This is a genomic window from Mycolicibacterium frederiksbergense (assembly GCF_012223425.1).
Taxonomy (GTDB): domain Bacteria; phylum Actinomycetota; class Actinomycetes; order Mycobacteriales; family Mycobacteriaceae; genus Mycobacterium; species Mycobacterium frederiksbergense.
On record NZ_CP038797.1, the window covers coordinates 258,785 to 281,620 of the forward strand.

23 protein-coding genes and 2 pseudogenes are annotated in these 22,836 nt (G+C 65.5%); 11 read left to right on the plus strand and 14 right to left on the minus strand.

What is annotated here, in order from left to right; genetic code table 11:
• Positions 1-446: 446 nt before the first annotated feature.
• A complete protein-coding gene (locus EXE63_RS01355) occupies positions 447-791 on the minus strand; it encodes a winged helix-turn-helix domain-containing protein (protein WP_272955783.1) in 345 nt (114 codons plus the stop codon).
• On the opposite strand from EXE63_RS01355, the gene EXE63_RS01360 reads away from it, so the two are divergent.
• Entirely contained in the window at positions 736-1,836 is a 1,101-nt protein-coding gene (locus EXE63_RS01360; protein ID WP_168140352.1) for an IS630 family transposase, read from the plus strand. The genes EXE63_RS01355 and EXE63_RS01360 overlap by 56 nt on opposite strands.
• Here EXE63_RS01360 and EXE63_RS01365 read toward each other — a convergent pair.
• Positions 1,814-2,359, minus strand: coding sequence for a response regulator transcription factor (locus tag EXE63_RS01365; protein WP_234904113.1), 546 nt, complete (start codon positions 2,357-2,359; stop codon positions 1,814-1,816). The two genes, EXE63_RS01360 and EXE63_RS01365, sit on opposite strands and share 23 nt — an antisense overlap.
• Before the next feature lie 444 nt (positions 2,360-2,803).
• Between EXE63_RS01365 and ripB the strand changes: the two genes are divergently transcribed.
• On the plus strand, positions 2,804-3,451 hold the full coding sequence (gene ripB, locus EXE63_RS01370) for an NlpC/P60 family peptidoglycan endopeptidase RipB (RefSeq protein ID WP_436277458.1): 648 nt from the start codon (positions 2,804-2,806) through the stop codon (positions 3,449-3,451).
• On the opposite strand, the pseudogene EXE63_RS01375 reads toward ripB, so the two are convergent.
• A pseudogene (locus EXE63_RS01375) lies at positions 3,427-3,945 on the minus strand (polysaccharide deacetylase family protein); the annotation flags it as partial. The gene ripB and the pseudogene EXE63_RS01375 overlap by 25 nt on opposite strands.
• 38 nt (positions 3,946-3,983) lie before the next feature.
• On the opposite strand from EXE63_RS01375, the gene EXE63_RS01380 reads away from it, so the two are divergent.
• The 4 genes and pseudogenes from EXE63_RS01380 to ccsA all read left to right on the plus strand — a co-directional run.
• Positions 3,984-4,127 carry a hypothetical protein gene (locus EXE63_RS01380; protein WP_168140492.1) on the plus strand — a complete coding sequence of 48 codons (144 nt, stop codon included), beginning with the start codon at positions 3,984-3,986 and terminating at the stop codon, positions 4,125-4,127.
• A gap of 315 nt (positions 4,128-4,442) precedes the next feature.
• Positions 4,443-4,658 carry a hypothetical protein gene (locus EXE63_RS01385; protein ID WP_168140278.1) on the plus strand — a complete coding sequence of 72 codons (216 nt, stop codon included), beginning with the start codon at positions 4,443-4,445 and terminating at the stop codon, positions 4,656-4,658.
• A gap of 248 nt (positions 4,659-4,906) precedes the next feature.
• Positions 4,907-5,804 (plus strand): IS5 family transposase gene (locus EXE63_RS01390; RefSeq protein WP_109394451.1). Its coding sequence is split into 2 segments (ribosomal slippage): positions 4,907-5,257 and positions 5,259-5,804, totalling 897 coding nucleotides; the frame shifts between segments, so codons are not numbered across the junction.
• Positions 5,805-6,093: pseudogene (ccsA, locus tag EXE63_RS01395) on the plus strand (cytochrome c biogenesis protein CcsA); the annotation flags it as partial.
• Positions 6,094-6,108: 15 nt separating this feature from the next.
• On the opposite strand, the gene EXE63_RS01400 reads toward ccsA, so the two are convergent.
• From EXE63_RS01400 to EXE63_RS01430, 7 genes are all read right to left on the minus strand, one after another.
• Positions 6,109-7,047: a M56 family metallopeptidase gene (locus EXE63_RS01400; protein WP_168140493.1), complete on the minus strand. Its 939-nt coding sequence runs from the start codon at positions 7,045-7,047 to the stop codon at positions 6,109-6,111.
• Positions 7,044-7,433, minus strand: a complete 390-nt coding sequence (locus EXE63_RS01405; protein ID WP_168140494.1) for a BlaI/MecI/CopY family transcriptional regulator — start codon at positions 7,431-7,433, stop codon at positions 7,044-7,046. Before EXE63_RS01405 ends, EXE63_RS01400 begins: the two co-directional genes overlap by 4 nt.
• Positions 7,434-7,785: 352 nt before the next feature.
• Positions 7,786-8,691: a M56 family metallopeptidase gene (locus EXE63_RS01410; protein WP_234904114.1), complete on the minus strand. Its 906-nt coding sequence runs from the start codon at positions 8,689-8,691 to the stop codon at positions 7,786-7,788.
• Positions 8,688-8,927: a hypothetical protein gene (locus EXE63_RS01415; RefSeq protein ID WP_168140543.1), complete on the minus strand. Its 240-nt coding sequence runs from the start codon at positions 8,925-8,927 to the stop codon at positions 8,688-8,690. The genes EXE63_RS01410 and EXE63_RS01415 overlap by 4 nt, the downstream gene beginning before the upstream one ends.
• A complete protein-coding gene (locus tag EXE63_RS01420) occupies positions 8,927-10,252 on the minus strand; it encodes an Ig-like domain-containing protein (RefSeq protein ID WP_234904115.1) in 1,326 nt (441 codons plus the stop codon). Before EXE63_RS01420 ends, EXE63_RS01415 begins: the two co-directional genes overlap by 1 nt.
• A 173-nt stretch (positions 10,253-10,425) precedes the next feature.
• Positions 10,426-11,982, minus strand: a complete 1,557-nt coding sequence (locus EXE63_RS01425) for a multicopper oxidase family protein (RefSeq protein ID WP_168140495.1) — start codon at positions 11,980-11,982, stop codon at positions 10,426-10,428.
• Positions 11,939-12,172 carry a hypothetical protein gene (locus tag EXE63_RS01430; RefSeq protein WP_168140496.1) on the minus strand — a complete coding sequence of 78 codons (234 nt, stop codon included), beginning with the start codon at positions 12,170-12,172 and terminating at the stop codon, positions 11,939-11,941. Before EXE63_RS01430 ends, EXE63_RS01425 begins: the two co-directional genes overlap by 44 nt.
• Before the next feature lie 618 nt (positions 12,173-12,790).
• Here EXE63_RS01430 and EXE63_RS01435 point away from each other — a divergent pair.
• Positions 12,791-13,144: a sensor histidine kinase family protein gene (locus EXE63_RS01435; RefSeq protein WP_168140497.1), complete on the plus strand. Its 354-nt coding sequence runs from the start codon at positions 12,791-12,793 to the stop codon at positions 13,142-13,144.
• 234 nt (positions 13,145-13,378) lie between these two features.
• On the opposite strand, the gene EXE63_RS01440 is transcribed toward EXE63_RS01435, so the two are convergent.
• Together EXE63_RS01440 and ripC are read right to left on the minus strand one after the other, a co-directional pair.
• Positions 13,379-14,038, minus strand: a complete 660-nt coding sequence (locus EXE63_RS01440) for a DUF305 domain-containing protein (RefSeq protein WP_168140498.1) — start codon at positions 14,036-14,038, stop codon at positions 13,379-13,381.
• Between the two features lie 182 nt (positions 14,039-14,220).
• Positions 14,221-15,309 carry a peptidoglycan hydrolase RipC gene (ripC, locus tag EXE63_RS01445; protein ID WP_168140499.1) on the minus strand — a complete coding sequence of 363 codons (1,089 nt, stop codon included), beginning with the start codon at positions 15,307-15,309 and terminating at the stop codon, positions 14,221-14,223.
• Positions 15,310-15,678: 369 nt separating this feature from the next.
• Between ripC and EXE63_RS01450 the strand changes: the two genes are divergently transcribed.
• The gene (locus EXE63_RS01450; RefSeq protein ID WP_168140544.1) at positions 15,679-16,821 is read left to right on the plus strand and encodes a L,D-transpeptidase; all 1,143 of its coding nucleotides are present in this window, start codon (positions 15,679-15,681) and stop codon (positions 16,819-16,821) included.
• 341 nt (positions 16,822-17,162) lie between these two features.
• A complete protein-coding gene (locus EXE63_RS01455; RefSeq protein ID WP_168140500.1) occupies positions 17,163-18,008 on the plus strand; it encodes a F510_1955 family glycosylhydrolase in 846 nt (281 codons plus the stop codon).
• A 1,057-nt stretch (positions 18,009-19,065) separates the two neighbouring features.
• On the opposite strand, the gene EXE63_RS01460 is transcribed toward EXE63_RS01455, so the two are convergent.
• Complete coding sequence (locus EXE63_RS01460; protein ID WP_168140501.1) at positions 19,066-19,848, minus strand: alpha/beta fold hydrolase; 783 nt, start codon at positions 19,846-19,848, stop codon at positions 19,066-19,068.
• A gap of 147 nt (positions 19,849-19,995) precedes the next feature.
• Here EXE63_RS01460 and EXE63_RS01465 point away from each other — a divergent pair, with 147 nt between their 5' ends.
• Complete coding sequence (locus EXE63_RS01465; protein ID WP_168140545.1) at positions 19,996-21,228, plus strand: IS256 family transposase; 1,233 nt, start codon at positions 19,996-19,998, stop codon at positions 21,226-21,228.
• Positions 21,229-21,328: 100 nt separating this feature from the next.
• Here the strand turns inward: EXE63_RS01465 and EXE63_RS33385 are convergent, their stop codons facing one another.
• Complete coding sequence (locus EXE63_RS33385) at positions 21,329-22,042, minus strand: DUF2218 domain-containing protein (RefSeq protein WP_366515273.1); 714 nt, start codon at positions 22,040-22,042, stop codon at positions 21,329-21,331.
• 102 nt (positions 22,043-22,144) lie between these two features.
• Here EXE63_RS33385 and EXE63_RS01475 point away from each other — a divergent pair, with 102 nt between their 5' ends.
• Positions 22,145-22,726 (plus strand): TetR/AcrR family transcriptional regulator, encoded by a 582-nt coding sequence (locus EXE63_RS01475; RefSeq protein WP_168140503.1) that lies wholly within the window; start codon positions 22,145-22,147, stop codon positions 22,724-22,726.
• Positions 22,727-22,836 lie beyond the last annotated feature (110 nt).

Sequence of the window (22,836 nt, forward strand, 5' to 3'; positions counted from 1 at the left end):
CGCCCCGAGTCGAACACGCCGTCGCCGACCTTCTGTTGCAGCGATGGCGCTGATCGAGACATCCGCCGGCGACATCCTAGTCGTGGTAGGTACCTAATTATGAAAACGGTCGCACACGGCGACGCTAGCTGCGGCTCGACGATGGTAGCGAAAATCCGGGTGCGTTCGACTACTCGAAGGGCGGCCTACCTCGGCACGATCGGCTCGGGGGGGTGAGGCGCTCCGCACATCGCATCGCTGTCCTCGCGGGACGATCCCGGCGCGGTCACGTCCCCGATCCGTGGTGTCAGTAGCGTCGGACTCCCGCAACGCGTCACCGTGCAAGACCAACGAGTTGCGGCCGCCTGCTCGCCGATGCGACTGGTGCCCGGCCCGTCTCCGGGCGGCGACGACGACACTGTCCGCGTACGGCCGTACTCAGCCCCAGTGTGGGGCGGCGGCACGGCCTACGGCGGCGCCGCTGCGGCAGCCGCCGCGCACTGTGGTGTCGTTGCCGACTCGTACGCAACGGCCAGGCGGTAGCCGACGCCGCGCACGTTCAGCACCAGCGCCGGGTGGTCGGGATCGTCCCCCAGCCGGCGGCGCAGCGCGCCGATGTGCACGCTGACCTGCTCGGCGTTGCCGGTCGGACTCGATCCCCAGACGGACTCCATCAAATCCCGGCGACTCACGACCGCACCGCGCCGCCTAGTGGTCTGTCTGTGAATTAATTTGGTAGTTTGTAGTATGCCTGTTATGACAGCTGTCGCGTTGCCGGTCAGTGATGCGCAGCGTGCGGAGTTGGAGCGGATGGCGGCCTCGACGTCGTTGCCGCATCGGCAAGTGGTGCAGGCGCAGGCGCTGCTGTGGGCTGCTGACGGGGTGGCTAACGAGCAGATCGCGCGGCGCAGCGGTGTGGACTCGGACACGGTGCGGCGCTGGCGTTCCAGGTTCGCCCAGGAGGGGATCGAGGGGGTGGGCCGGATCGCCAAAGGGCGTGGACGTAAGTCGAGTCTGCCGGCGGGCACGGTCGAAGAAGTATTGAGGCTGACCCATCAGGGGCGACCTGCCGACGGCTCGACGCATTGGAGTACCCGCACGTTGGCTGCCCGGGTCGGGATCGGCAAGGACTCGGTGGCCAAGATCTGGGCCGATCACAAGCTCAAGCCGTGGAAGGTCGAAACCTTCAAGGTCAGCAACGATCCGCGGTTTGAGGAGAAGCTGGTCGATGTCGTTGGGCTGTACATGAATCCACCCGCGCGGGCGGTGGTGTTCAGCTTCGATGAGAAAACCCAGTGCCAGGCGTTGGACCGTACTCAACCATCGTTGCCGATGAAGGCCGGCCGCGCCGGAACCATGACCCATGACTACAAGCGCAACGGCACCATCGACTTGTTCGCCGCGATGAACGTCGCTACCGGCGAGGTCCTGACCGACCTGCGCAAAGGCCACACCGGTGCGGACGTGTTGCGGTTCTTCAAGCAGATCGACGCCAGCGTCGCGCGTGGACTCTCTGTACACGTCGTTCTGGATAACCTGTCAGCGCATTCCACGCCTGAGATCGCGAAGTGGTTGGCGCACAAGGATCGTCGCCGCTGGCACATGCATCCCACCCCGACCTCGAGCTCGTGGCTGAACCTGATCGAGCGATGGTTCAAAGAACTCACCGACAAACGTTTGCGCCGCGGAACCTTCACCAGCGTCGCCGAACTCTCCGAAGCCATCATCGCCTGGGCCACCCATTGGAACGCCGATCCCAAACCCTTCATCTGGAAAGCCCCCGCCGAGGACATCATCACCAAAGTCCGACGCGGCAGAGCCTCTCTCCACCAGGTCAATACGCAGACGGACCACTAGCCAGTGCCATCAGGATGTCGAACTGGGTCCGGGTCACAGCGATGCATACGTCGGCGATTCGCACCTCACGCCGCCGGACGTCGATGGACAACGGACCGAAGGAATACCGTTGTGGTGCCATGTGACCGGTTTCAGCGCGTGCTTCGTTGGCCGTCCATCGTCGCAGTGCGGCTCGCACCCGCGCCGCGAGTTCACGGCTGCTGCGTGGGCTGGTGAGCACGTCGTCGGCTCCTGCCCGCAGTCCCGCGACGACGAGGCTCTCATTGCCCAGACTTGAGTGCATCGTTACGTGGGCATCGCAGACATCACGGATTCCCTGGCACACCTGCATCACCGAGCCGCCGAGCGAGTCCGCGTCGAGAGCGACGAATCCCGGCCGCAGGCGGTTGGCGACTTCGACCGCCTCATCACCGTCGCCGGCCACGACCAGGGAGACCTCATCGGCGCGAAAGTGGTTGGCCACCACCTCGATCCATTTAAGGTGATCGCCCACGATCAACAAGGTCGCCGCGGTCGTTGCCATCGTCGTCGATCCGTCGCACATCCCTAAATACTGCCCTACTACGTAGCTACAGACATGCTCTCCAGGTTGGCGTGTCCGGTATCCGCGTCGGCGCACCCGATCGACTTCGGCCGGCTGCCGACCCCGCCCGCCGTCGCTATGTGGAGTCCTGCCGATCCGTGTAGCCGTCGCACTTGGTTGGACGCGACTCGCCCGGCGGCGACGGATTGTTACGGAAGCGATGCGAGAGGCACGCGTCACCTCCCGTGATTGGTGTTAACGTCTTCCGAAGAGAAACGTGTTGCGTACGTACTGCTGTACTACGTAGAAAAGGTTGATCCTTCGGCGGGTCGTCGACAGCACCGACACCCCGCCCGTGCGCAACGCCGGCCGATCACCGAGAAGGCGAGAACCGTGTCCACGAAACTCCCCCGGCGCAAGGCGCTAAGCTACTCGGCCGTCGCCCTGTTCGCCGTGGCCTTCGCTGCACCTGCGGCAGCCGAGCCCGCCGATGGAACCTGGGACCCCAGTCTTCCCAAGGTCGTCAGTGCCGGCGCACCGGGCGATCCGCTCGCCATCGCCAACGCCTCGCTGCGCGCCACCGCCATAGCCACCCAAACCACGATGGATCTCGGCCGCAACTTCCTGCGTAGTCTCGGATTTGGCGGTGCGCAAGCCACTGCCAACCCGCTGGCGTCGAGTCGGGTGTCGGGAAGCCGGGCCATCGAGTACGTGATCCGCCGAGCAGGCACCCAGCTCGGGGTGCCCTACTCCTGGGGCGGGGGTAGTCTGACCGGTCCCAGCCGAGGCATCGATCAAGGCGCCGGCACGGTGGGGTTCGACTGTTCAGGATTGACCCGGTACGCCTTCGCCGGTGTCGGCATTCTGCTGCCGCGTTGGTCGGGCGACCAGTACAACGCCGGCCGCAAGGTTCCGCCGTCGCAGGCGCGGCGGGGCGATCTGTTGTTCTGGGGTCCCGGCGGTAGCCAGCACGAGGCGCTCTACCTGGGCAACGGTCAAATGCTGGAGGCCCAACAGACGGGTGTGCCGATCAAGATCTCACCGGTACGAAAGTCCGGCATGACGCCCTACGTGACGCGCATCATCGAGTGATCGGGCGCGGGTCCTGCCCCACGCTCAATCAAGCCGGGCCCGCCGGCCCCCTGGTTGGGGATGTCGGTGATAGGCATATTCGGTGCCGGTGCCGGTGCCGGTTTCGGCGAGGCGTGGCGGACAAGGGCGGATACGCGCGGGGTCGATGTCAGCGATCGCGTCGACCGGAGGTCCGTTCTCCCTGCCGCCGTAGCTGGTTCCCGGCTTGCGTGATCCCAGCAGTAACAAACCCGTTACCATATGGTAGCCGTTGGCGATCAGCACCGGAAAGAACTGATACACAAGGTCGACTGTGCTGGAGTACGTGTCGTTCAGCAGGGCCACCGAGCCGGGGTTGATCTGGGTTCTCAGCATGTACGTGGTAGCCGCCAGATTCGCCTCATTGATCCAGTCGAAGGGTTAACGTCCCAGACGATCTCCGCCAGACCCTGCCGTCCGGCTCCGGCGCGCATGGCGTCGTCGGACAGGCCCCCGGCGGGGCGGAACAAGCAAGGGAACCGCAGCGATCGCGGCGGCCACCGGACGGACGCCCATGCTGAGCCGGCAACTGGCGTTCGGCAAGTCGCGCGCCATCGAGCACGATCTCAGTTTCGTGGCGGCCAGCACCACCGTCGTCAGCGCGATCATCGCAGCCTACGGTCGCGCCGCGTCCAACACGGCGTCCAACGCTTCGTGATGCCTCGTGGAGCAGATCGCGCTGCGCAGCAGACTGGCACCAGCCACCCGATGGACACCGATCCAGTGGGCGCTGTGCAGTGCTCGCCGTTGCCGCCGTGGCGAGCTCGCTGGTCAGGCGTCGACCTCGCCGACGCCATCCGGTGGCTCCAGCGGACGGAACGCTCGAAGACAGCGGCAGCACAGTCGGTTACGTTGCGTGAACCGCCACCGGAATCTACGTTTTCAATCCACGGTCTCACGTCGTACTGCGTAACCTAATAGGTGCCGGTGTGAAACCGGTGTGCCGACGAATTCATCCGACCGAGGAGATCCAATGCCGTCTGCAACGCCCATCTATGACGCGTTGGCCGAGCAGATGCTCGGCCCGCTCACCGATTTCGTGCCGCAATGGCTGATCGTCGCGCCCGCGAGGCATCTGCGGCCCACCGTCCGAGACCCCGACCCGCCGGGTACTCAGCCCATTGGAGGTTCATCGGCTCAACCATCCCCCCTGCGCCTTTCCGCCGCCCGCTCGGCACGACTGATCTGACCCGACGTGGCGTAGCCCGTGGGACCTTGACACCATCCACGTCTCGGTGGTCAGCCGCGGGTCGGGGGTGTTCCTCGTCGCGGGCATCGCGAGCATTCTGTTCCTGCTCAAGACATCTCATGTTAGGGTCTCGCCAAGAGGGGGCGGTGACGTGCTGTCCCGGATCCTCGGGCGACGACCTAAGTCGCGAGCGCTCGACTAGGGCGTGTCTGACAAATATTTCGGGTGTTTCGGCTGAGACTTAGGCCATGTCGCGGTTCCAGCTGCTCACCGATGCTCAATGGTCGTTGATTGAAGAGCTTCTTCCTGTTCGGACAGGTAAGAAGGGCAGGCCTTTTCGGGATGCCCGCCAGATGCTCGAGGGGATCATCTACCGGTACCGGTGCGGCATCGCCTGGCGCGACGTTCCCGAGGCGTTTGGGCCGTGGCAGACGATCTGGACCTGGCATCGAAGGATGAGCGCAGAGGGCACCTGGGATGCGGTGTTGGCGCGGTTGCTGGCTGCCGCCGACGAAGCCGGGATCATCGATTGGTCGGTGTCGGTGGATTCCACGATCGCCCGTGCTCATCAACATGCCACGAACATCACCCGTGACACAGGGGGCTGGGTCGAATTACACAAATCTGGCCAGCGAGCCGCCTGACCACGGCATTGGCCGCTCCCGCGGCGGACTGACCAGCAAGATCCATCACCTCGTCGACGGCCACGGACGACCGTTAGTCGTGCTCGTGGGCGCTGGCCAAGCCAACGACGGACCGGTTCTGGAGCATTTGCTCGCCCACCTGAAAGTCGAGCGCTGCGGTCGAGGGCGGCCACGCACGCGGCCTGATCGCCTGCGTGGCGACAAGGCCTATTCCAGCCGAGCGACTCGACAGCGGCTGCGACGACGAGGGATCGTCGCAGTCATTCCCGAACCGTCCGATCAGATCGGCCACCGCAAACGTCGTGGCACCCAAGGCGGGCGACCACCAGCCTTCGATGCCGAAGACTACAAGGGCCGCAACGTCATCGAACGCAACTTCAACGTCGTCAAGCAATGGCGCGGTCTGGCCACCCGCTACGACAAACTCGCCATCGTTTACCGCGGCGGAGCAGTCCTAAGGGCCATCACACTTTGGCTACCGCATTTATCAGACACGGCCTAGATCGCCTATCGCACCACCATCTTCGCGTTCCCGGTGTTCGGTTCGGTGTCGTCTTCGGTGTCATCTGGGCGGAGGAGGCGTGGGCCGTTTGGGCTGGGACCCGAAGGAGGCTTTCCCCTTCATCGCCTGGATCGCCTATGCGGCCTACCTGCTCGCCCGGTCGACCGCCGGGTAGCGTGACCGCAGGGCGGCGTGAATCAACGTGGTGGGTTCGTCGCGATGGTGTTCCAACCTGTTCTTCATCAACCTCGTCACGGCGGTACTGCACTCCTACGCCGGCGTCAACTGACAGTCGGCGACCAGCTCAGCTGCAGACGAACACGCCCGACGCGGCCAGCGACAGGGCTGCCAGCGGAGCCAGCGCGACGAGAGCGGCGGTGCCGGCGAGTGCGGCGTCGATGTGCCGCACGCCGTCTGCGGGCGGTGAGGTCAACCGCTCGGCGCGACTGACTACGGCGACGTCCGCGGCGCCCAGCGCCGTGGCGGGCGCCGCTCCGGCCAATGTGAGCAGCCCGCCCAGCACGGCCTCGCGTCCAAAACGTCGGGCTGCGGCGACGTCCGCGCACATCTCCAGCAACCGGGTCACCTCCATCGCACCGTCGCGCATCAGCGCCAGGCGCGGCAGCACCGCCGCCACGGCGCGCACCAGGATGGTCACCTCTAGATGATGTCCGCGTACGTGCGCCCACTCATGGGCCAGCACCGCCCTCATCTGGTGCTCGTCGAGGGCGGACACGGCGGCGCTTGTCACCACGATCGTAGGCGGCTTGCCGGCCACGCAGTAGGCAGCGCGGACGTCAGCGTCGACCACGAAGGTGCGCCGTTCCAGGATCGGCCGGCCCACCAGGCGGACGCCGTGGGCATGGTCCCGCGCCTGCGTCCGCAGCCGCGCAATTGTGCACGCCAGCCGAACCGCGACGACTGCGACGGCGGCGACCACTGCTGCGGCACCTAGTAGCACCACCGACCGCGGTGCCCCTCCCGGCTGGCCAGCGAACGTCCGGCACAAAATCTCGATGCAGGAGTCAATGAACGAGTGCCGCCTGCTCCCGTGTGCGACCTCGTCGACGACGATCAACACCGCGGAGACCAGCCACGTCGCCAAGACACTCACGATCGCGATCAGCCACGTCGCCGCCCCCAGGCGGGGAGCGCGTCCGACCCGGGTCAGCGCCCGAAGCACGGGCGGACCCCCGAGGAGCACCACCGCGCTGTAAAGCAGCAGGCAGGCGGCCAGGCTCACTGGCGCTTGGCTTTGGTGGAGCGTCTTGACAGCCGGCGCAGGGCAGACCGCAGCCCCTCGGACTCCTCCGGCCCGATCTGTTCGATGAAGTGGTTGAGGACCAGCTCGGAACGGCCGCCGCCGTCTAGCGCCTCGCGCATCAACCGGGCGGTGTGTTCCTCGCGCGTCAACACCGCCCAATAGCGGTACGCGCGGCCGTCCCGCTCGCGGTCGAGCCATCCCTTGGTGTGCAGGTTGTCCATCGTCGACATCACCGTGGTGTAGGCGATGTCGCGTTCTTCGGCCATCTCGTCGAAGATCTCGCGCACCGTCACGATGTAGGGATCGTGATCCCACACCCGATCCATCACCACGGCTTCCAGCTCGCCGAACCCTCGAACCCTCACCAAATACCCTCCACCGTCGTTGACGGCGAGCCTACCGCCCGCCCCGACCGCGACGGGTCGTGACGCGCGGCGATCACTTGCGTCATCGTCATGCGCATCGGCACCCCGTCAGTACGCAGGTGCCCCGTCGGTCATCCGCCGACGCCCTCTGTCCTGGTGGCGATGGCGAAATCTCGCCGCGACTCGCGACGACTGCGGGCCACCGGCGGGCTCCGTCGGCCGCCGTTGCGCGCCCCCGTCCGCTCTAGCTAGTTGTTAATTCGGCCGGCCCGGCACTGCCTCAACCAATCCGCGAGACCGATAGTCGATGCCGGTCGACGGGATGCGGTGCGTGTCATGCGCGCGGCGACGGTCAGCTCGCGGTGCACGACGCCAAGGCGGTCGTCAGCACCGCTACGACCAACACCGCCGCCGTGACCAGCAGCACGGCGGTGCTCCCGGCGGCCGACGCGGCGAATCGCCCGGCGCGCGGCGAACACCGCCCCGACAGGCGCGCCAACCTCAGTTGCACGCACTCGCCGGCGATACCCAACGCGGTCGCCGGCGCGTGCGCATCCTGCAAGCTCAGCAGCGCACGGTGCAGCGGACGATTCCCGTGGACCCGTGCGGCGTGGGCGTCGGCGTCCAGTTCGACCAAAGTGCGTACCAACGACGGTGACTGCCGCGTCAACGGCAGCCACCACAGTCCTGCGGCGACCGCGTGGGCCACCGCGATCAGCAGATGATGGCGCCGCTGCAGATGCGCTTGTTCGTGAGCCACCACCGCACGCACCGCGGCGCCATCGAGTCGTTCTCGCATACCCGTGCTCAGCACCACCAGCGGCGGGTCGCCGGCCAGGCTGTAGGCGTGCGGCTCGGAGGTGGGCAGCCACAGCACGCCGTCTGCCCGCAGAGCGCTGCCGCGCAACACCCACGCCAGTTCGGCGTGGCGGGCGTGCAATCGTCGGCGATAGCGGCCCGCTCTGGCCAGGTGCCAGCCGCCGCGGACCGCGGCGAAGGCGATCAGCCCACCACTGACTACCCCGATCGCCGTGTCGACACCTCCGGGCGGTCCGGCGTGCAGCGTCAGCCAGCACCGGCGCAACAGTTCGGTCAGCCCCGGCAGCGCGACGGCGAACACCGTGAGGCACACCGACACCGCCCACGCCAGCAGCAACACCCCCGCGTCTGCGCCGCGGCGCGTCAACCAGCGCAGAGCCCGCGGCGACATCGCCGTCATCACCACGCCCACGACTGACCACCACACGATGCCGGTCATCGGGAGGCCGGCCGTTCCTTCAGACCCCGCGTCAGCGCGCGGGACTCCGCGTCGGTGGCCTCGCGCGCGAAGTGCAGTAATGCAGCTGCCGGGGTGTTGCCGCTGCCGGCCAACAGGTCTTGCAGCGCCTCGGTGGCCGAGTGCAGCCTGCTGCTGCGTGCGCGATACCGATAGGCCCGACAGTCGAGGTCGCTGATGAGCCAGTCCGTCCGGTGCACGTTGTCCATCACCGTCATCACCGTCGGGTAGGCGGGCTGGCGCGCCGGTGGCAGCCCGCAGTCGGTAATCGGTCCGGTAGTGGTCGGCGTGGACTCGGTTCGGTCAGACCTGCGCACTGCCCTGCACCCATCAATCCCAGGGCAGAGTCCAGTCGCCGTTCCGCCATACCCGAAGCTGCTCCCCCGGTATTGCGAACCTCAACGACGTCGCTGGGCTGGGAGAAGTCGTAGAACCACTGGCCGTTTTCGGCGTTGAGGTTTAGGCAGCCGTGCGAGACGTTGGTGTTGCCCTGCGCACACACAGTGCTGTCGAGGTGCTGCAGGTACACCCCGTCGGCACTGATCCGCGTCGCGAAGTTGATCGACTCCTTGTATCCCAGTGGGGAGTTGACTGGCAGCCCGAAGGTCGAGGAGTCCACCATGACCGGGTTGGCGTTGTCCATCACCGCGTAGGTGCCACGCTGCGTCCAGAACGAGATGGTCTGGCCCCGTTGAGCATTTCGCTGCCACGCTTGCCCATCGAAGCGGGCATGGTGCGCGCCAAGGCCCTGATGTCGTACACGCGGATCTGCACGGTGAGATCGTCGGCGATCGAGACGTGCGGGTCGCCGACGGTGAAGCCGACCCGGGCGCCCTCCGGGCCGTACAGTCCTTTGCCAGGGGGCGCCGTAGATGTCGGCGACCAACGTGCCTGACGTGAAGTACTGCAGGGGCCGCCAGTGCGCGGTTCGGTCGTCGAGCCAGTACCACGATCCGCACACCGGCGGTGTCGTGGTGAGGGTCATTCGACGAGCCGCGGCGGCCCTGTCGGCGATGGGTTCTTCGAAGCGGACAACCGCCACGGTGCCCACACCGTAGGTGCCGCCGTCTCGGACCGGCGTGCCAGTGATCGTGGTCAGCGTCACCTCGGTTTGGTCACCGGGGATCAGCGTCGGGAGTCGCGAATCAGCCCGCCGCACAATGCCGTCGGCTCCGAGCGCGGTAGCGGTGGGCGTGTAGCTACGGCCGTAGCCGAGGGGCACATCCGGTTTCCACGCGGACCGATCGGGTGTGGTGAGGCCGCGGGTGCCCTGCTCGTTGCGTACCTCTAGGTCGATCAGTTCGCCCAGGGCCGCCGAGACCGTGCCTGGTGCCCACGGGTTGACCTCGGCGCTTTGGGGAACCGAGATGCTGACGACGGCCGGCCACGGCGGCGCCTTCTGCGCCGAAGCTTCGTCGTCGATTGTGGGGGCGCAGTCCGGACAGCGTGCGCGACCCCCGCCCACCACGCCCCCCAGGACGCCGATGCTCGGCCGCGCAGCCGCCAGGGCCGGCGCCGCGATTCTGCGGTGATGCAACGACATCGAAGCCTTTCGCGTCTCGACGGGGCGGCCGCGGCGAGGCGGATCCACTGCCCGCTTACTAGATAGCTCAGTAGTTAAACACCGGCGGTGCAACTTCTGTCACCGTGGCGGGTCCCGGCGCTCACCGCTCCATCCACGGCCCTACCGGACCGATGGCGGCCCGGCACAGCTGGTCAGCCGGTGTAGTCGAGCTGGGTCATCATCCCGGCGTCCTGGTGATAGGTGTTGTGGCAGTGCAACATCCATTGACCGGGATTGTCGGCGACGAAAGCCACCCGAAGTCGCTGCCTGGGTAACACGATCACGGTGTCCTTACGTGCACCGGGTCGACCATCGGCGGTGAGGACCTCGAAGGTGTGACCGTGCAGGTGCATGGGGTGCCACATCATCGACGTGTTGTTGAACGTCATCTCGGCCCGCTGCCCCAACCGGACCTGCAGCGCAGCAGTCCGTGAAAACGGCAGCCCGTTGATCGTCCACTCGTAGGGCGCCATTGAACCCGCCAGATCCACGGGTAGTTGCACGTCGGCAGCCGCGGGGACCAGCGCCGCGGCGGTGGTGGCGGTGAAGTCGCCGACTGTGGCGATGCGGCCACCCAGCTCTGGCGGAGCGAAGTCGGCCGGTGGCGGGGTACCCGCGCCGGTAACGAGCAGGGCGCGCGCCGTCGCGGTCTTTCCCTCTGCGAGGGCGACCAGCGCGAACGCCCCGTCCCCGACAGTGATTCGTACGTCGTAACGCTCACCCATCCCGATCAGCACCGCGTCGACGTCGACGGGCTCCACGGGGAATCCGTCGGTGTGGGTCACGGTGAGCCGGTGCCCCGCCACCGCGACCCGGAACGCCGTGTCGGATGCCGCATTGATGATCCGAATCCTGACCCGCTGGCCAGGTTTCGCGCGAAACGTGGTGGGGGCCGACGGGATTCGACCGTTGACCAGATAGTAGGGGTAGGAGACATCGCCTGCGTCGCCGCCCAGTAGTGCGCTCTTACCCATTCCGCCGACACCGCCGACGGTCCCCGTGCCCATGCCGGGCATGTCATCGCCTCCCGCCATGTCGTGGCCCGGTGCCGACCTGTTACGCAACCCGTCGAAGATCTGCGCGGGACTGGATCCGACGCCGTCGGTCCAGTCGTCGAGCATCACGATCCACTCCGCGTCGTAATCTCCCGGATCCCGCGGATCGTCGACGATGACCGGAAAGTGCAGCCCGGTATCGGCGTCCAAGCCGGTGTGCGGATGGGCCCAGTAGGTGCCCGGATGTGGAACCGAGAACCGGTAGGTGAAGTCGCTTCCAGCAGCGATGTCCGGCGTCGCCGGCGCCGCGCCGTCCATGTCGTTGCGCATCGCGATGCCGTGCCAGTGCACCGACGTCGTGCGCGGCAGCCGATTGCGCACCGTGACGGCGACCTCGTCGCCGACCGACGCCCGCAGCACCGGTCCCGGCACCGTTCCGTTGTAAGCCAACGACTGAGCGACGCTGCCTCCGAGGTCGACACGGGTCGGCTCGGCGGTCAGCATCGCCGAGACCATCCGTCCACTATGCGGACGACGCGCCTCGGCCGCGGCGATCCCGTTGTCGGGTCCCACCGGGACTGCCTTGGAGCTGCAGGACGCCAGCGCGGCGCCGGCCGCCGTCGCCGCGGCGGCGGCGGCGAGGAACGATCGTCGAGTCAACGGGTACACGTCAGACACGACGGTCGTTCCTCGGCGCGTACTCGATCGCCGCATCCTCGCCGCGGCCACCTCCACTCACCGGGTACGGCCGCGCGGTGCGCGTTGGGCCGGCGAACAACGCCCTTATGGCCAGCAGAGCAGCAACCCAGCACGCGACGATTACGCCGAGCATCAACAGCCAGCTGTGCCAGTCATCACCGGACACTACGTGCACCGCGTGGCCAGCCATCATCATCGTGCTCATGTCGACTACGGTGCGTCCTACACCGGGCGAAACCGGTATTGGTCGTGTAAAGATCAGTTGAAGATTGCGCCGTACGACACGCGCCCGACGCACCTTAGACGATATAGGGGCTGGAGCCTCACTCAGATGTGATCGTGGGCTGCCGTCAGGAAGTGGGTCCTGGCCGGTAGAGCCACAGATTTGGGGAGGCCGCCACCCCCGCGCTTCATCACGGTGCGCGGTGTCAAATACCGGATGGCGTCCCCCAGATGATCGCCGCCGCGCTCGGTCGCCGACTAGGCTTGGGCATGTGGCCGCTCATTGTCCAGACCACGGTGCTACTAGCTGGAGCCATCACCACGAAGGGTCGCCGTCGTCGTCGGACCACCCCTGTTACGCGAGCCCCTGTAGGGGACGGTGTTCTCAGTCGCGGGCGCGGTGGCGGTGTCGGCGCTCAACCGCGTACGCGGTGACGCTTTACGTCAGCCGCCGGCTGCAACGGTCGGCGCCCGGGGTGGCGGCCGCGACCCCGAGCATCTCCGAGGGTCGATACGATGTGCGAGTTGAACCGCAAAACCTCGGCGAGGACTTCGATGCACTGGCGAGGGCTTTCAACCGGATAGTCGTGCAACTCAGGCTATGGACACTGCGCGCCGTCAACTCTTCGGCGACCTGGACCACGAGATCTGCACTCCGGTGGCCGTTCTGGGAACCGTCGTGGACGGCGTCCGACCGCTGACTCTCGACACCATCGCGGTGATGCGCGCCCAGCCACGGCGGCTTGTTCGCTTTGCCGGCGATCTGAGCGCGCTCGCGCGGGCCGAGGAGGGTGCGGCCACGATGTCCGTCACCGGCCTCGATGTCGCCGATTTGGTCACCCGCGCCGTGGCCGCCATTACCGACTGCTGCCTCGCTAAGAGGCGTGTTCCTGTCGACCCACCGGTCGACGTCTCGGCGCGGTGTGGGGGCGGGAGGGCGCGCGGGTTCACATAGGTGCGGGTCAACGTCGTGGGCGTAGGCACCAATACCGACGACGAACAGCTCGTCATCGTGTGACCGACGACGGCGACCGCATCGCTCGTTCACACCTGCGGCACGTCGTCCATTGCCACTACCGCGCCGAAGTGCCCGCGATTGCGCGACCCCGGCGGTTCGGGGCTCGGACCGGCCCTCGCCAAGGTGCTTGCCAGAAGTACACGGCCGCGCAACCCCACAAGCTGCCCGGCCTCACATGGCGGCCAACATCGTGTTCATGGTGCCGATCTCCTGCTGCTGGGAGGTGAGGATGGAACGCGCCATCTCGGTTGCCGTCGGGAACTGGCCACTGTCCACCTCGGTCTGGGCCATGGCGATGGCCCCCTTGTGATGCTCGATCATCTGCGTCAGGAACAGCCTGCTCGCCTCGGCACCCTGGGCGTCCTGCAGCGCCGCCATGTCCTGTGGGGACATCATGCCGCCGCTGCCCATGCTGTCCATGTCGTGTCCGGGCATGCCGGACATGTTCGGCATGTCCGGCGACGGTGTCACCGACACGCCCCAGTCGGTCAGCCAGCCCTGCATCTTCTCGATCTCGGGGCCCTGAGCCGCCTTGATCTCTTTGGCCAGCGTCGCCACCTTCGGGTCGATGCCTTGCTTGCCCAGGAACATGTCGCTCATCTCGACCGCCTGCTGATGGTGCGGAATCATCCCCTGCGCGAATGCCACGTCGGCGTCGTTATGCGTTTGCCCCGTCTGATTACCCGACGTCGAGGGTGCCGCCGCAGCGGAGGTCTGCGAGCTGCCCATCGACGACATGTCATGACCCGCAGAGGTGTTACTACACGCGCCCACCGTTACCATGGCCGCCACAGCAGCGGCGGCCACCGATCCGACCTTGATGTTCCTCATCTGAATCCTCCATAGTTCGTTACTTGACATCGCATCTCGGCATCGAAGAGCCGATCGCCATTCGCGCGGCCGGCACTGTTCGTTCGATACACACCAGCCTGACTGCGCCGCCTCAGGGCCGCTGTGACGTTTGGTGAAGAATTGGTAAAGACAGTCGATCATCCCGGGCGTCGGCGGCACGTTCAATAGCGGCGGGCATTGTGGAATGGCGACGACGAGATCGGCGCCACCTTCACCGGTGTCCCGAAGGTCGACGCGTGCACCATCATGCCGTCGCCGATGTAAATGCCCGCGTGGGAGACATCGGAGTAGAACGTCACGATGTCACCCGGCTGCAGGTCGGTTTGTGCGATAGGCGTACCGCCTTCGGCTAACGCCTGACTGGATCGCGGCAGCTTGCGCCCGGTCTGCAGGAACGCCCACTGGATCAGCCCCGAGCAGTCGAAGGCATTCGGACCCGTCGCACCCCAGGAGTAAGGCTTACCGAGCTGAGTGAGGGCGGCCTGGACGACGCCATCATTCTGCTCTCCCGGCGCTCCGGCGGGTGCGGGTGCACTCTCCACCAGACCTGGTGCGGGCGCGGCGATGATGTTGGGGTCCGTAGGCAGGGCAGGATCGGGTGCCGGCGGCGGGGGGCCGGGGTCCGCCAGCACGGCGCGCTGCTCCGGTGTCAACACCGCGTACTGCGCCTTTACCGCCTCGACCTGTCGCATCAACTCGCTTTGCCGAGCTTGCAGTTCAGCCCGCACCAGGGCGGCCTGCTCAGCGGCCGCGCGCGCTGCCGTTGCCGAATCCGCCGACGCGCGTGCCGCTGCGTCAGCTCGCTCGCGCGCCTGTCGGTATCCCTTCATGCGGCTCGCCATCTCCGATGAGATGACCCGCTGAACGGACAAGTCGTCGATCAGCTGTTGGGGGGAATTCGCAGTCAACGCCGCCGACACGCCGTCGAGGCCTCCACCCATGTACATCGCGGCGGCGACCTCGTCGACCGCGCTCTGGTAGCTGTCCAAGTCAATCCGGACTTTATTCAAGGCGGCTTGCCCCGCGGACTCACGCAGGTCGGTAGCGCGCTGATAGGCGAGCTTCTCATCGAGGTCCAGCTGCGCGGAGTTCATTGCCTCAGTAGTCTGCTCGGCCGCCCGTGACAGCTCGTTGAGCCTCGCCAACGCGTCCGCTGCGGGGTCGGCGTTCCCATTGCCCGACACCAGTGCGAACAACAGGATAGCCGAGGCCACGATGCGTAGTGCACTGCTGGACCGTGCACGTGTCATCCTGGTAACACGTTCGAGAGTCAAAGCAGATGGTCCTTCGCGTCACGATCTCTGTAACTACTACGTAGGTCGCGACTACGTTACGAAACTACAACGATATTGTCCATGTGGTCTCGTCGCGACGTGGCCGCGGCCTGTCGTCTTCATCGGATCTTCATCAAAACTTGAACCCAGCCATATTCGGCCCCTTGATGATGGAGTGAGCAGCAGCGTCGCCGCGCCAGTGATCTGAACGTTCGAAAGGGTGTTTCGGTGTCAACCGACCACGCGTCATTGCCCTCACGATTCGCTCCCGAGCTCCCACTAGGGCGGCGTCGTCGTCGTCATGTCGCCGCGGCGGTCGGGGCACTGGTCGTCGCGGCTATCGCAATGACAGCGTGCGCAGGCCCGGCGGCCATTACGGCGGCTCCGGAACCGACGGTGATGGCCGAAAAGGGTGACCCCTACGGTGATCTGCTCGTACCGGGACTGCAGTCGTCGGTGACCGACCGCGCCGTCGGCGTCCCGGTGGACGCTCCGGTCACTGTCACAGCCGGAAGCGGTGTTCTCGGCACGGTCACCATGGTCAACTCCGACGGGAGGGCAGTCGCCGGGCAACTCAGCCCCGACGGCCTGACGTGGTCAACCGCCGAACCCCTGGGTTACAACAAGCGCTACACGTTGACCGCGCAGGCACTTGGACTCGGCGGCGTGATCGCCAATACGATGACCTTCCAGACCCAGTCGCCGAACAATCTGACGATGCCCTTCGTCATGCCAAACGACGGCGACGTAGTCGGCGTAGGTCAGCCGGTGGCCATCCGCTTCGACGAAGACATCCCCGATCGCGCGGCAGCGCAGCAATCCATCGAGGTCTCCACCAATCCCCGAGTCGACGGTGCGTTCTACTGGCTCAGTGCGCGCGAAGTCCGTTGGCGCCCAGCACAATACTGGGCGCCCGGCACCACCGTCGAAGTCGAGGTGAACACCTACGGTGTCGACCTCGGCGACGGGTTGTTCGGCCAAGACAACATCACGACCCGGTTCACGGTCGGCGACCGAGTCATCGCCACCGCCGACGACGCCACCAAGACGTTGACGGTGCTCCGCAACGGCCAAGTGGTCAAGACCATGCCGATGTCAATGGGCAAGGACAGCACCCCCACCGACAACGGCGCCTACATCATCGGCGACAGGTACGCCAACCTCGTCATGGACTCATCGACCTACGGCGTTCCCGTCAACTCGCCTGATGGTTACCGTCTCGACGTTGATTGGGCTACCCAAATGTCCTACAGCGGCATTTACGTCCACTCCGCACCCTGGTCAGTAGGCAGCCAAGGCAGAACTAACGTCAGCCACGGTTGCCTCAACGTCAGCCCCGACAACGCCAAATGGTTCTACGACAACACCAAACGCGGCGACATCGTCGAAGTGATCAACACCGTTGGGTCGACGCTACCCGGAAGCGACGGACTTGGAGACTGGAACGTGCCGTGGGACGAATGGCAAGCCGGCAACGCCGCCGTGTGACACGACTTCCCGACCGACATCGGCTCCCGCCGATCCTGGTTCGTCCGGCAAACTACGTATCGTGTACGTAGATATTTGGCATCGGGCGTGTGCGCTGCGGGCGGCCGGTGAAACCAACCTTCGACTACTGGAGGATTCGTGATACTACGAGCCATCTTCAGGATCGCCCTCGCCGCATTCGTCGCCACGGAGAAGGAGGGCCCAAGCGCACGCACCGAACCGATGGTCCCCAAACCGCCAGATCCGGTCCCCCCAGTATCGACCAGTGACTCGGCGAGGATGTGTCGTCAGCCGGCGAACCTGCGGCGGCGCTCCCGTAACACCACGACGTTTGGAACCCTATGGCAAAGCTGGGCACCATCATCGCGACTATCCTGGCCGGCTCCTTAATCGCGGCGTGTTCGTCACAACCCTCCGATACCGCGCCCGCCCTTGTACCGGGCATGGTCCACATCCACGGACTCGGCCTCAATCCATCCGATCAAACCCTCTATGTGGCAACGCACTACGGCCTCTTTTCGGTAGAGCCCGATCAGGCGCCACAACGAGTGGGCACGCTGATGCAGGATTTCATGGGGTTTACCGTCACCGGCCCCGACGAATTCCTGGCCAGCGGCCACCCGGATCCGGCCGATCGACAACAACCACCACATCTGGGTCTGATCAAAAGCAGCGACGCCGGGAACACCTGGGAATCTGTGTCGTTGAAGGGCAGCGCGGATTTTCATGCCCTCGAATACCGCCTCGGACGGGTCTATGGTCACGACAGCCAGTCGGGGATGGTCATGGTCAGCTTCGACGAGCGGTCCTGGCAACCGCGGGCAGAGGTCGCCGCCATCGACCTCGCAGCATCGCCCGTTGACGCCGACGTGATTCTCGCGACCACCCGCGAAGGGCTGCTTCGAAGCACTGACGGCGCGGCGACGTTCGACGCAATCGGCGGCGCACCGGCACTAGCGTTCATCAGCTGGCCCGAGCGCGGGCCACTCGTTGGAGTAGATGTAGCAGGAAGCCTCTACATCAGCAAAGACGCTGGTCAGACATGGCAGCCACAACACGCCCTGCAAGCCAAACCGCAGGCCCTGCTCGCTGCCGGCAACAGCGAGGTTTACATCGCGACCGAAACCGCCATCTATTCCTCGACGGACGACGGTGCCACAGTGCGCGTTCTGACCACTATCGACTAGTCGGCCGGCACTCAGAGGACAGACCAGGCCCAGAGATGACTTCGAGGCGCTGGCCGCAGCTTTCGCCCGGCCGTGCTGGCGGATCCCAGCGGTATGCGGCGACTGGACACGTCACGACCGAAGAAACCTCCACGCTGCTTCGCCGCGGGAACGTGTCGTCCCGGACGCCTAGTGCTGGACGACGCCCACCGTTTCGTGTTCGACCGCCGCTGTCGCACTCTTCGCACAAAGCCCTGGACATGGCCAGGGCCGTCGGTCCTGCAACTGAAGAATCCCTACCCGGTGTCACCGTCATCGATCGCCAAGACAGCGCCAGCCTTTAGTTACCGCGCCACCGGCCGGTCGCGCGCGATTGCAAGTTAATCGCAGCAGGATTTCATTTTTGGCACCTGCGTGGGCGCCTTCGCGCCCGACACGGACCGCACCGCGCACACCGCAACACACGTGAGGATAGAACGCAAGGTTGGGCTGGTGGCAATTCGGCGCACACGTTGGCTTGCTGCAGCTTTCATGAGTAGATCCTTCCCACGATTTGCCTCATCAGCCTAGCCGAAACGTAACACTCCAATGCGCATTGAGGTCAACCAAGCATAGAATGCGACACAATTCATCAGCTTTGCGATATCTCCACAGAAGGGCCAGCAAAGACATATGCGCGTTAGCCAGGCCGAGTGAATCCGACCGAGGTTCAAAGCCCAGCCATGCACGCCCCTGTTGGCGTTAAGTGCGAACACAGTCGGATAGCTACATGACGCCACTGCCCCGATCCGGTTGTCGGTTACGGTCGAAAAGTGCGTAGATAGTTCCGGAGCTGACACCAGTCTCATCCGCGCACAGGACATCGGATCGGCGAGGTCTTCGACGCAAACGCGAGCGGGCGCTTCGATGAGCAACCGTAGGCGGGGCCAGATCGATGCGATTATACGCACGCCGCGGCTCACGGCGCCGTGGTCGTCTGCAACCACCGAACGCACTGCGCAACTTCCGAACGCACTGGCTCGACTTCGCTCGCGCGTGCCGGTGATCTTCGGCCGCAGATGGCGCTGGCGGTCCCTGTTCACAGGAACCTGTGCTGGGGTCGGTGGGTGTTGGGCCGATTGATGGCAGTTGGTCCGATCTCGGTGAGAGCCGTGGTGAGTTCCAGTGCAAATTCGGCCGGGTGGGACACCGCCCCGACATGACCGCCTGGCAGTTCGACGGTGTTGCGGCCAAATCTCCGCGCTAACACCACGTTTACGTCGTGAGCGGGATAGCCACGGGCCTCTCGTCCGACCGCGAGCAGGATCCGTCCGGCATGGACGCCAAGCAAACTTAGGTCAAGCTGCACTGCAGGGTATTGGCGGAGTTCGTGTTCGAACCAGTAGATGGCGTTGGCCTCGTTGCGGGGAACCGCACCCATGACCTGCTGATCGCTGCGTGGGAAGGTCCGTGCGCGGAACCACTGCATGGCCGGCCCGATGCCGGCACGCTGGTAAAGGTCATAGACCTGGTGGAAAAACTCCACCCATCTGTCCCCGGCGCGCAGCTGCAGCACGGCTGGCGGTTCGAACGGCACGAGAACATGCACGACCTCGGGGTGACGGGTCTGCAGTTCGAGGGCGACGATCGCTCCTGAGCTGGCGCCAAATACCGTCGCCGGTCCGCCGCCGACATGCTCGATCAACCTCCGCACGTCATCAGCGTCGGTGTTCAGGCGGTGTGAATAGTCCTGCGGCCCGTCGAGTCGGCTACGGGAGAATCCACGCCGATCGTAGAGGACGATGGTGTAGTCGGCCGCAAGATGTTCGGCGACCATGCGGAAGCTGTCGGCCGCGCCGCCGGCCCCGGGAATCATGACCATCAGCGGACCTTGGCCGTGGACCTCGGGCGTGTCTCATTGACTGTGTAAGTGGTTGGGCCTGAATGGTGGTCAGGCATGCTGGCCACCGGACAGGAGTGAATCGCTTTGTCTCGTTCTGAATCGTCTGCCGATGAGGCTGCCGCGAAGCTGGCGCAGGTCTTGCCGGCGGCTGCTGTGGATGCGCTGTTGGCCGATGCCGAGGCTTCTGGCACCCCGATCGACGGCCCTGATGGCTTGTTGGCCCAGATCACCAAGTCCGTGCTCGAACGTGCCCTCGATGTCGAGATCGCCGATCACCTCGGCTACGAGCACGGGGATCCGGCCGGCAACGGCTCGGGCAACTCCCGAAACGGCCACGGCCGCAAGACCGTGCTGACCACCACCGGCCCGGTAGATCTGGAGGTCCCACGCGACCGCAACGGCACTTTCGACCCGCAGATCGTGCCCAAACGCAAACGCCGCCTGGGCCAGGTCGAAGACATGATCTTGTCGCTGTACGCCCGTGGCATGAGCACTCGCGACATCACCGAGCACCTGGGCGAGGTCTACGGCGCCACGGTCTCGGCGGCCACGATTTCGCGGGTGACCGACGTGGTGGCCGATGAGATCGCCGCGTGGCAGTCCCGGCCGGTCGATCCGGTGTATCCAATCCTCTACATCGACGCGATCCGGCTCAAGATCCGCGACGGCGGCGTGGTGGCCAACAAGGCCGCCCACGTGGTGATCGGGGTCGACGTCGATGGGATCAAGCAGGTCCTGGGGGTCTGGATCCAGCAGACCGAGGGCGCCAAGTTCTGGCACGGAGTGCTCACCGAGCTGCGTAACCGGGGCTGCCGGGATGCGTTGTTCGTCTGTTGTGACGGGCTGACCGGGCTCCCGGAATCGATCACCGCGGTCTGGCCGGCGGCCATCATCCAGACCTGCGTGGTGCATCTGCTGCGGGCCAGCATGCGCTACGCCTCCTACACCGACCGTAAGAAGATGGCCGCTGCGCTGCGCCCGATCTACACCGCCGCCACCGAAGAGGCCGCCAAACTGGCCCTGGAGGACTTCCGGGCCGAATGGAAGACCAAATCCCCGGGGGCGGTCGCGGTCTGGGACCGGGCCTGGACCGAGTTCGTGCCGTTCCTGGCGTTCCCGGTCGAGATCCGCAAGATCATCTACACCACCAACGCCATCGAGTCGCTGAATTACCAGCTGCGCAAAGTCACCAAAGCCCGCGGCTCGTTCCCCTCCGATGCCGCAGCGCTCAAGCTGCTGTATCTGGCCATCCGCAACATCAACCAGAAACGAGGATCAAACCCAGGATCAGGAACCTACCGCTGGACCGAAGCGCTCAACGCCTTCGCCATCCAATTCCCCGACCGACTCCCGCTCTAAAGAGACCCACCAAACCGAAACGGCCGCAACTACTTACACAGTTATCTTGACAAGCCCTGGACCTCGAAATACAGCTGGGCACCCGGCGCGTCCAGGACAGTCATGGACGCCGCTGTACCGCGGAGGGTGGTGGCGCTTCGCCCGGGTCGCTCGCGGATCTAACCCCCGAACGCCGATGCCGTTTCCTCCGGCCGGCGTGCATGGCTACGCCCCCAAGGCCTCCGTAGCGCCGCATCCCCAGGTGCGCGACTAGGACCACCATCGTGGCGAGGATGATGAGCATCACGGTGTTGCCCACCCAACCCGTCCATGTCGCGGCGGCTATCGCGGTCCCACCCAGCCCTACATGCGCGGCGACGCCGACGGCAGCCAACCCGCTCCATCCCAGGCGCGAGCGCCACCACGGCCTCCCCACGCCAGGCCCACCCGACAGCGCCTCGCGGTCTGCCTCGCCATCAGTCACAATCGGCAAAACTCCCAGCCCCTGCCAATCCACAGTCACACAGTCGCGTCGACCTATCGTCTGCAGTCGGGCGGCAACGGCGTCCTCAAGCCGGCACAAGCACTCGTGGTCTGCGGCTTCCAGCCGCAGAACAAGCACGTCCGCGCCTGCCTGCAAGGTCAACGTCCCTTCGGCGAAATAGACCGACCCCACGGTGTCGGTGTAGTCGACACGCTCGATCCTCGGGGGCATTGGGCCGCCGCGTTCGCTGGGATGGACTGACATCACGCGCATCTGGTTGGCGTGTCGGCATAGTTGGGTCAGGTAGCGGCTGGCCCGGTCTGTAGCAACCCGAGCTTCAACGGTTGGCATATAGGCCTCTCCTGAGACGTTCACCCGGACACTTTTACGATACAACGTGTCGCACTACCGTCATACTGTATTGCAGCGGGCAGATTGTCTACACTGCAGTCTGTGCCCAAGTTGTGGAACGACACCATCACCTCTCACCGGCACGCCGTGCGGGAAGCGGCGATCGATGCCACTGCAGACCTGATTGCCCAGCACGGACTGCTTTCGGTGACGATGTCGCAAATCGCCGCGAAGGCTGGCGTCGGGCGGGCCACGCTCTACAAGTACTTCCCCGACGTCGAAGCCGCGCTTCAGGCGTGGCACGAACGCCAGATCGCGAATCATCTCGAACAACTCGCCTACGCCCGCGACCAGGCCAGCCTCCCGGCCGAGCGTCTCGAAGCCGTGCTGCGGGCCTTCGCGCTCATCACCCGCGAGTCCCACGAGCACCGGGACAACAGCGCTGTTGCAGCCCTATTGCATCGGGGCCAGCATGTCTCGGAAGCTCACCAGCGTCTCCACACGATGATCAGCGACCTGCTGGCCGAAGCAGCCGCCGACGGCGAGGTGCGCGGCGATGCCTCCTCTGACGAGCTCGCCAGCTACTGTCTGCACGCCCTGGCCGCTGCCAACGACCTTGCCTCTCCCGCCGCGGTCGATCGCCTGGTCGACATCACCCTCGCTGGGCTGAGGAAGTCTCGCTAATCGCCGCTACGCCAGCGCCTCTGGACGTCAACGTGCGCTATCAACTGTGCGAGTTGTTCTTTCATCGATCTCTACAGCAGCACGGTCCCCGGCAGCCAGACCCACGGGCG

Excerpts from the sequence above, each read along its gene's own strand:
- EXE63_RS01360 (WP_168140352.1), top strand. The coding sequence starts at position 736 with ATGACAGCTGTCGCGTTGCCGGTCAGTGATGCGCAGCGTGCGGAGTTG.
- EXE63_RS33385 (WP_366515273.1), bottom strand. The coding sequence starts at position 22,042 with ATGCCAACCGTTGAAGCTCGGGTTGCTACAGACCGGGCCAGCCGCTAC.
- EXE63_RS01385 (WP_168140278.1), top strand. The coding sequence starts at position 4,443 with ATGCCGTCTGCAACGCCCATCTATGACGCGTTGGCCGAGCAGATGCTC.
- EXE63_RS01420 (WP_234904115.1), bottom strand. The coding sequence starts at position 10,252 with ATGTCGTTGCATCACCGCAGAATCGCGGCGCCGGCCCTGGCGGCTGCG.
- EXE63_RS01415 (WP_168140543.1), bottom strand. The coding sequence starts at position 8,927 with ATGACGGTGATGGACAACGTGCACCGGACGGACTGGCTCATCAGCGAC.
- EXE63_RS01435 (WP_168140497.1), top strand. The coding sequence starts at position 12,791 with ATGGACACTGCGCGCCGTCAACTCTTCGGCGACCTGGACCACGAGATC.
- EXE63_RS01440 (WP_168140498.1), bottom strand. The coding sequence starts at position 14,038 with ATGAGGAACATCAAGGTCGGATCGGTGGCCGCCGCTGCTGTGGCGGCC.
- EXE63_RS01380 (WP_168140492.1), top strand. The coding sequence starts at position 3,984 with ATGCTGAGCCGGCAACTGGCGTTCGGCAAGTCGCGCGCCATCGAGCAC.
- EXE63_RS01455 (WP_168140500.1), top strand. The coding sequence starts at position 17,163 with ATGGCAAAGCTGGGCACCATCATCGCGACTATCCTGGCCGGCTCCTTA.
- ripC (WP_168140499.1), bottom strand. The coding sequence starts at position 15,309 with ATGACACGTGCACGGTCCAGCAGTGCACTACGCATCGTGGCCTCGGCT.
- EXE63_RS01430 (WP_168140496.1), bottom strand. The coding sequence starts at position 12,172 with ATGAGCACGATGATGATGGCTGGCCACGCGGTGCACGTAGTGTCCGGT.
- EXE63_RS01425 (WP_168140495.1), bottom strand. The coding sequence starts at position 11,982 with ATGCGGCGATCGAGTACGCGCCGAGGAACGACCGTCGTGTCTGACGTG.
- EXE63_RS01460 (WP_168140501.1), bottom strand. The coding sequence starts at position 19,848 with ATGGTCATGATTCCCGGGGCCGGCGGCGCGGCCGACAGCTTCCGCATG.
- EXE63_RS01450 (WP_168140544.1), top strand. The coding sequence starts at position 15,679 with ATGACAGCGTGCGCAGGCCCGGCGGCCATTACGGCGGCTCCGGAACCG.
- EXE63_RS01410 (WP_234904114.1), bottom strand. The coding sequence starts at position 8,691 with ATGACCGGCATCGTGTGGTGGTCAGTCGTGGGCGTGGTGATGACGGCG.
- EXE63_RS01365 (WP_234904113.1), bottom strand. The coding sequence starts at position 2,359 with ATGGCAACGACCGCGGCGACCTTGTTGATCGTGGGCGATCACCTTAAA.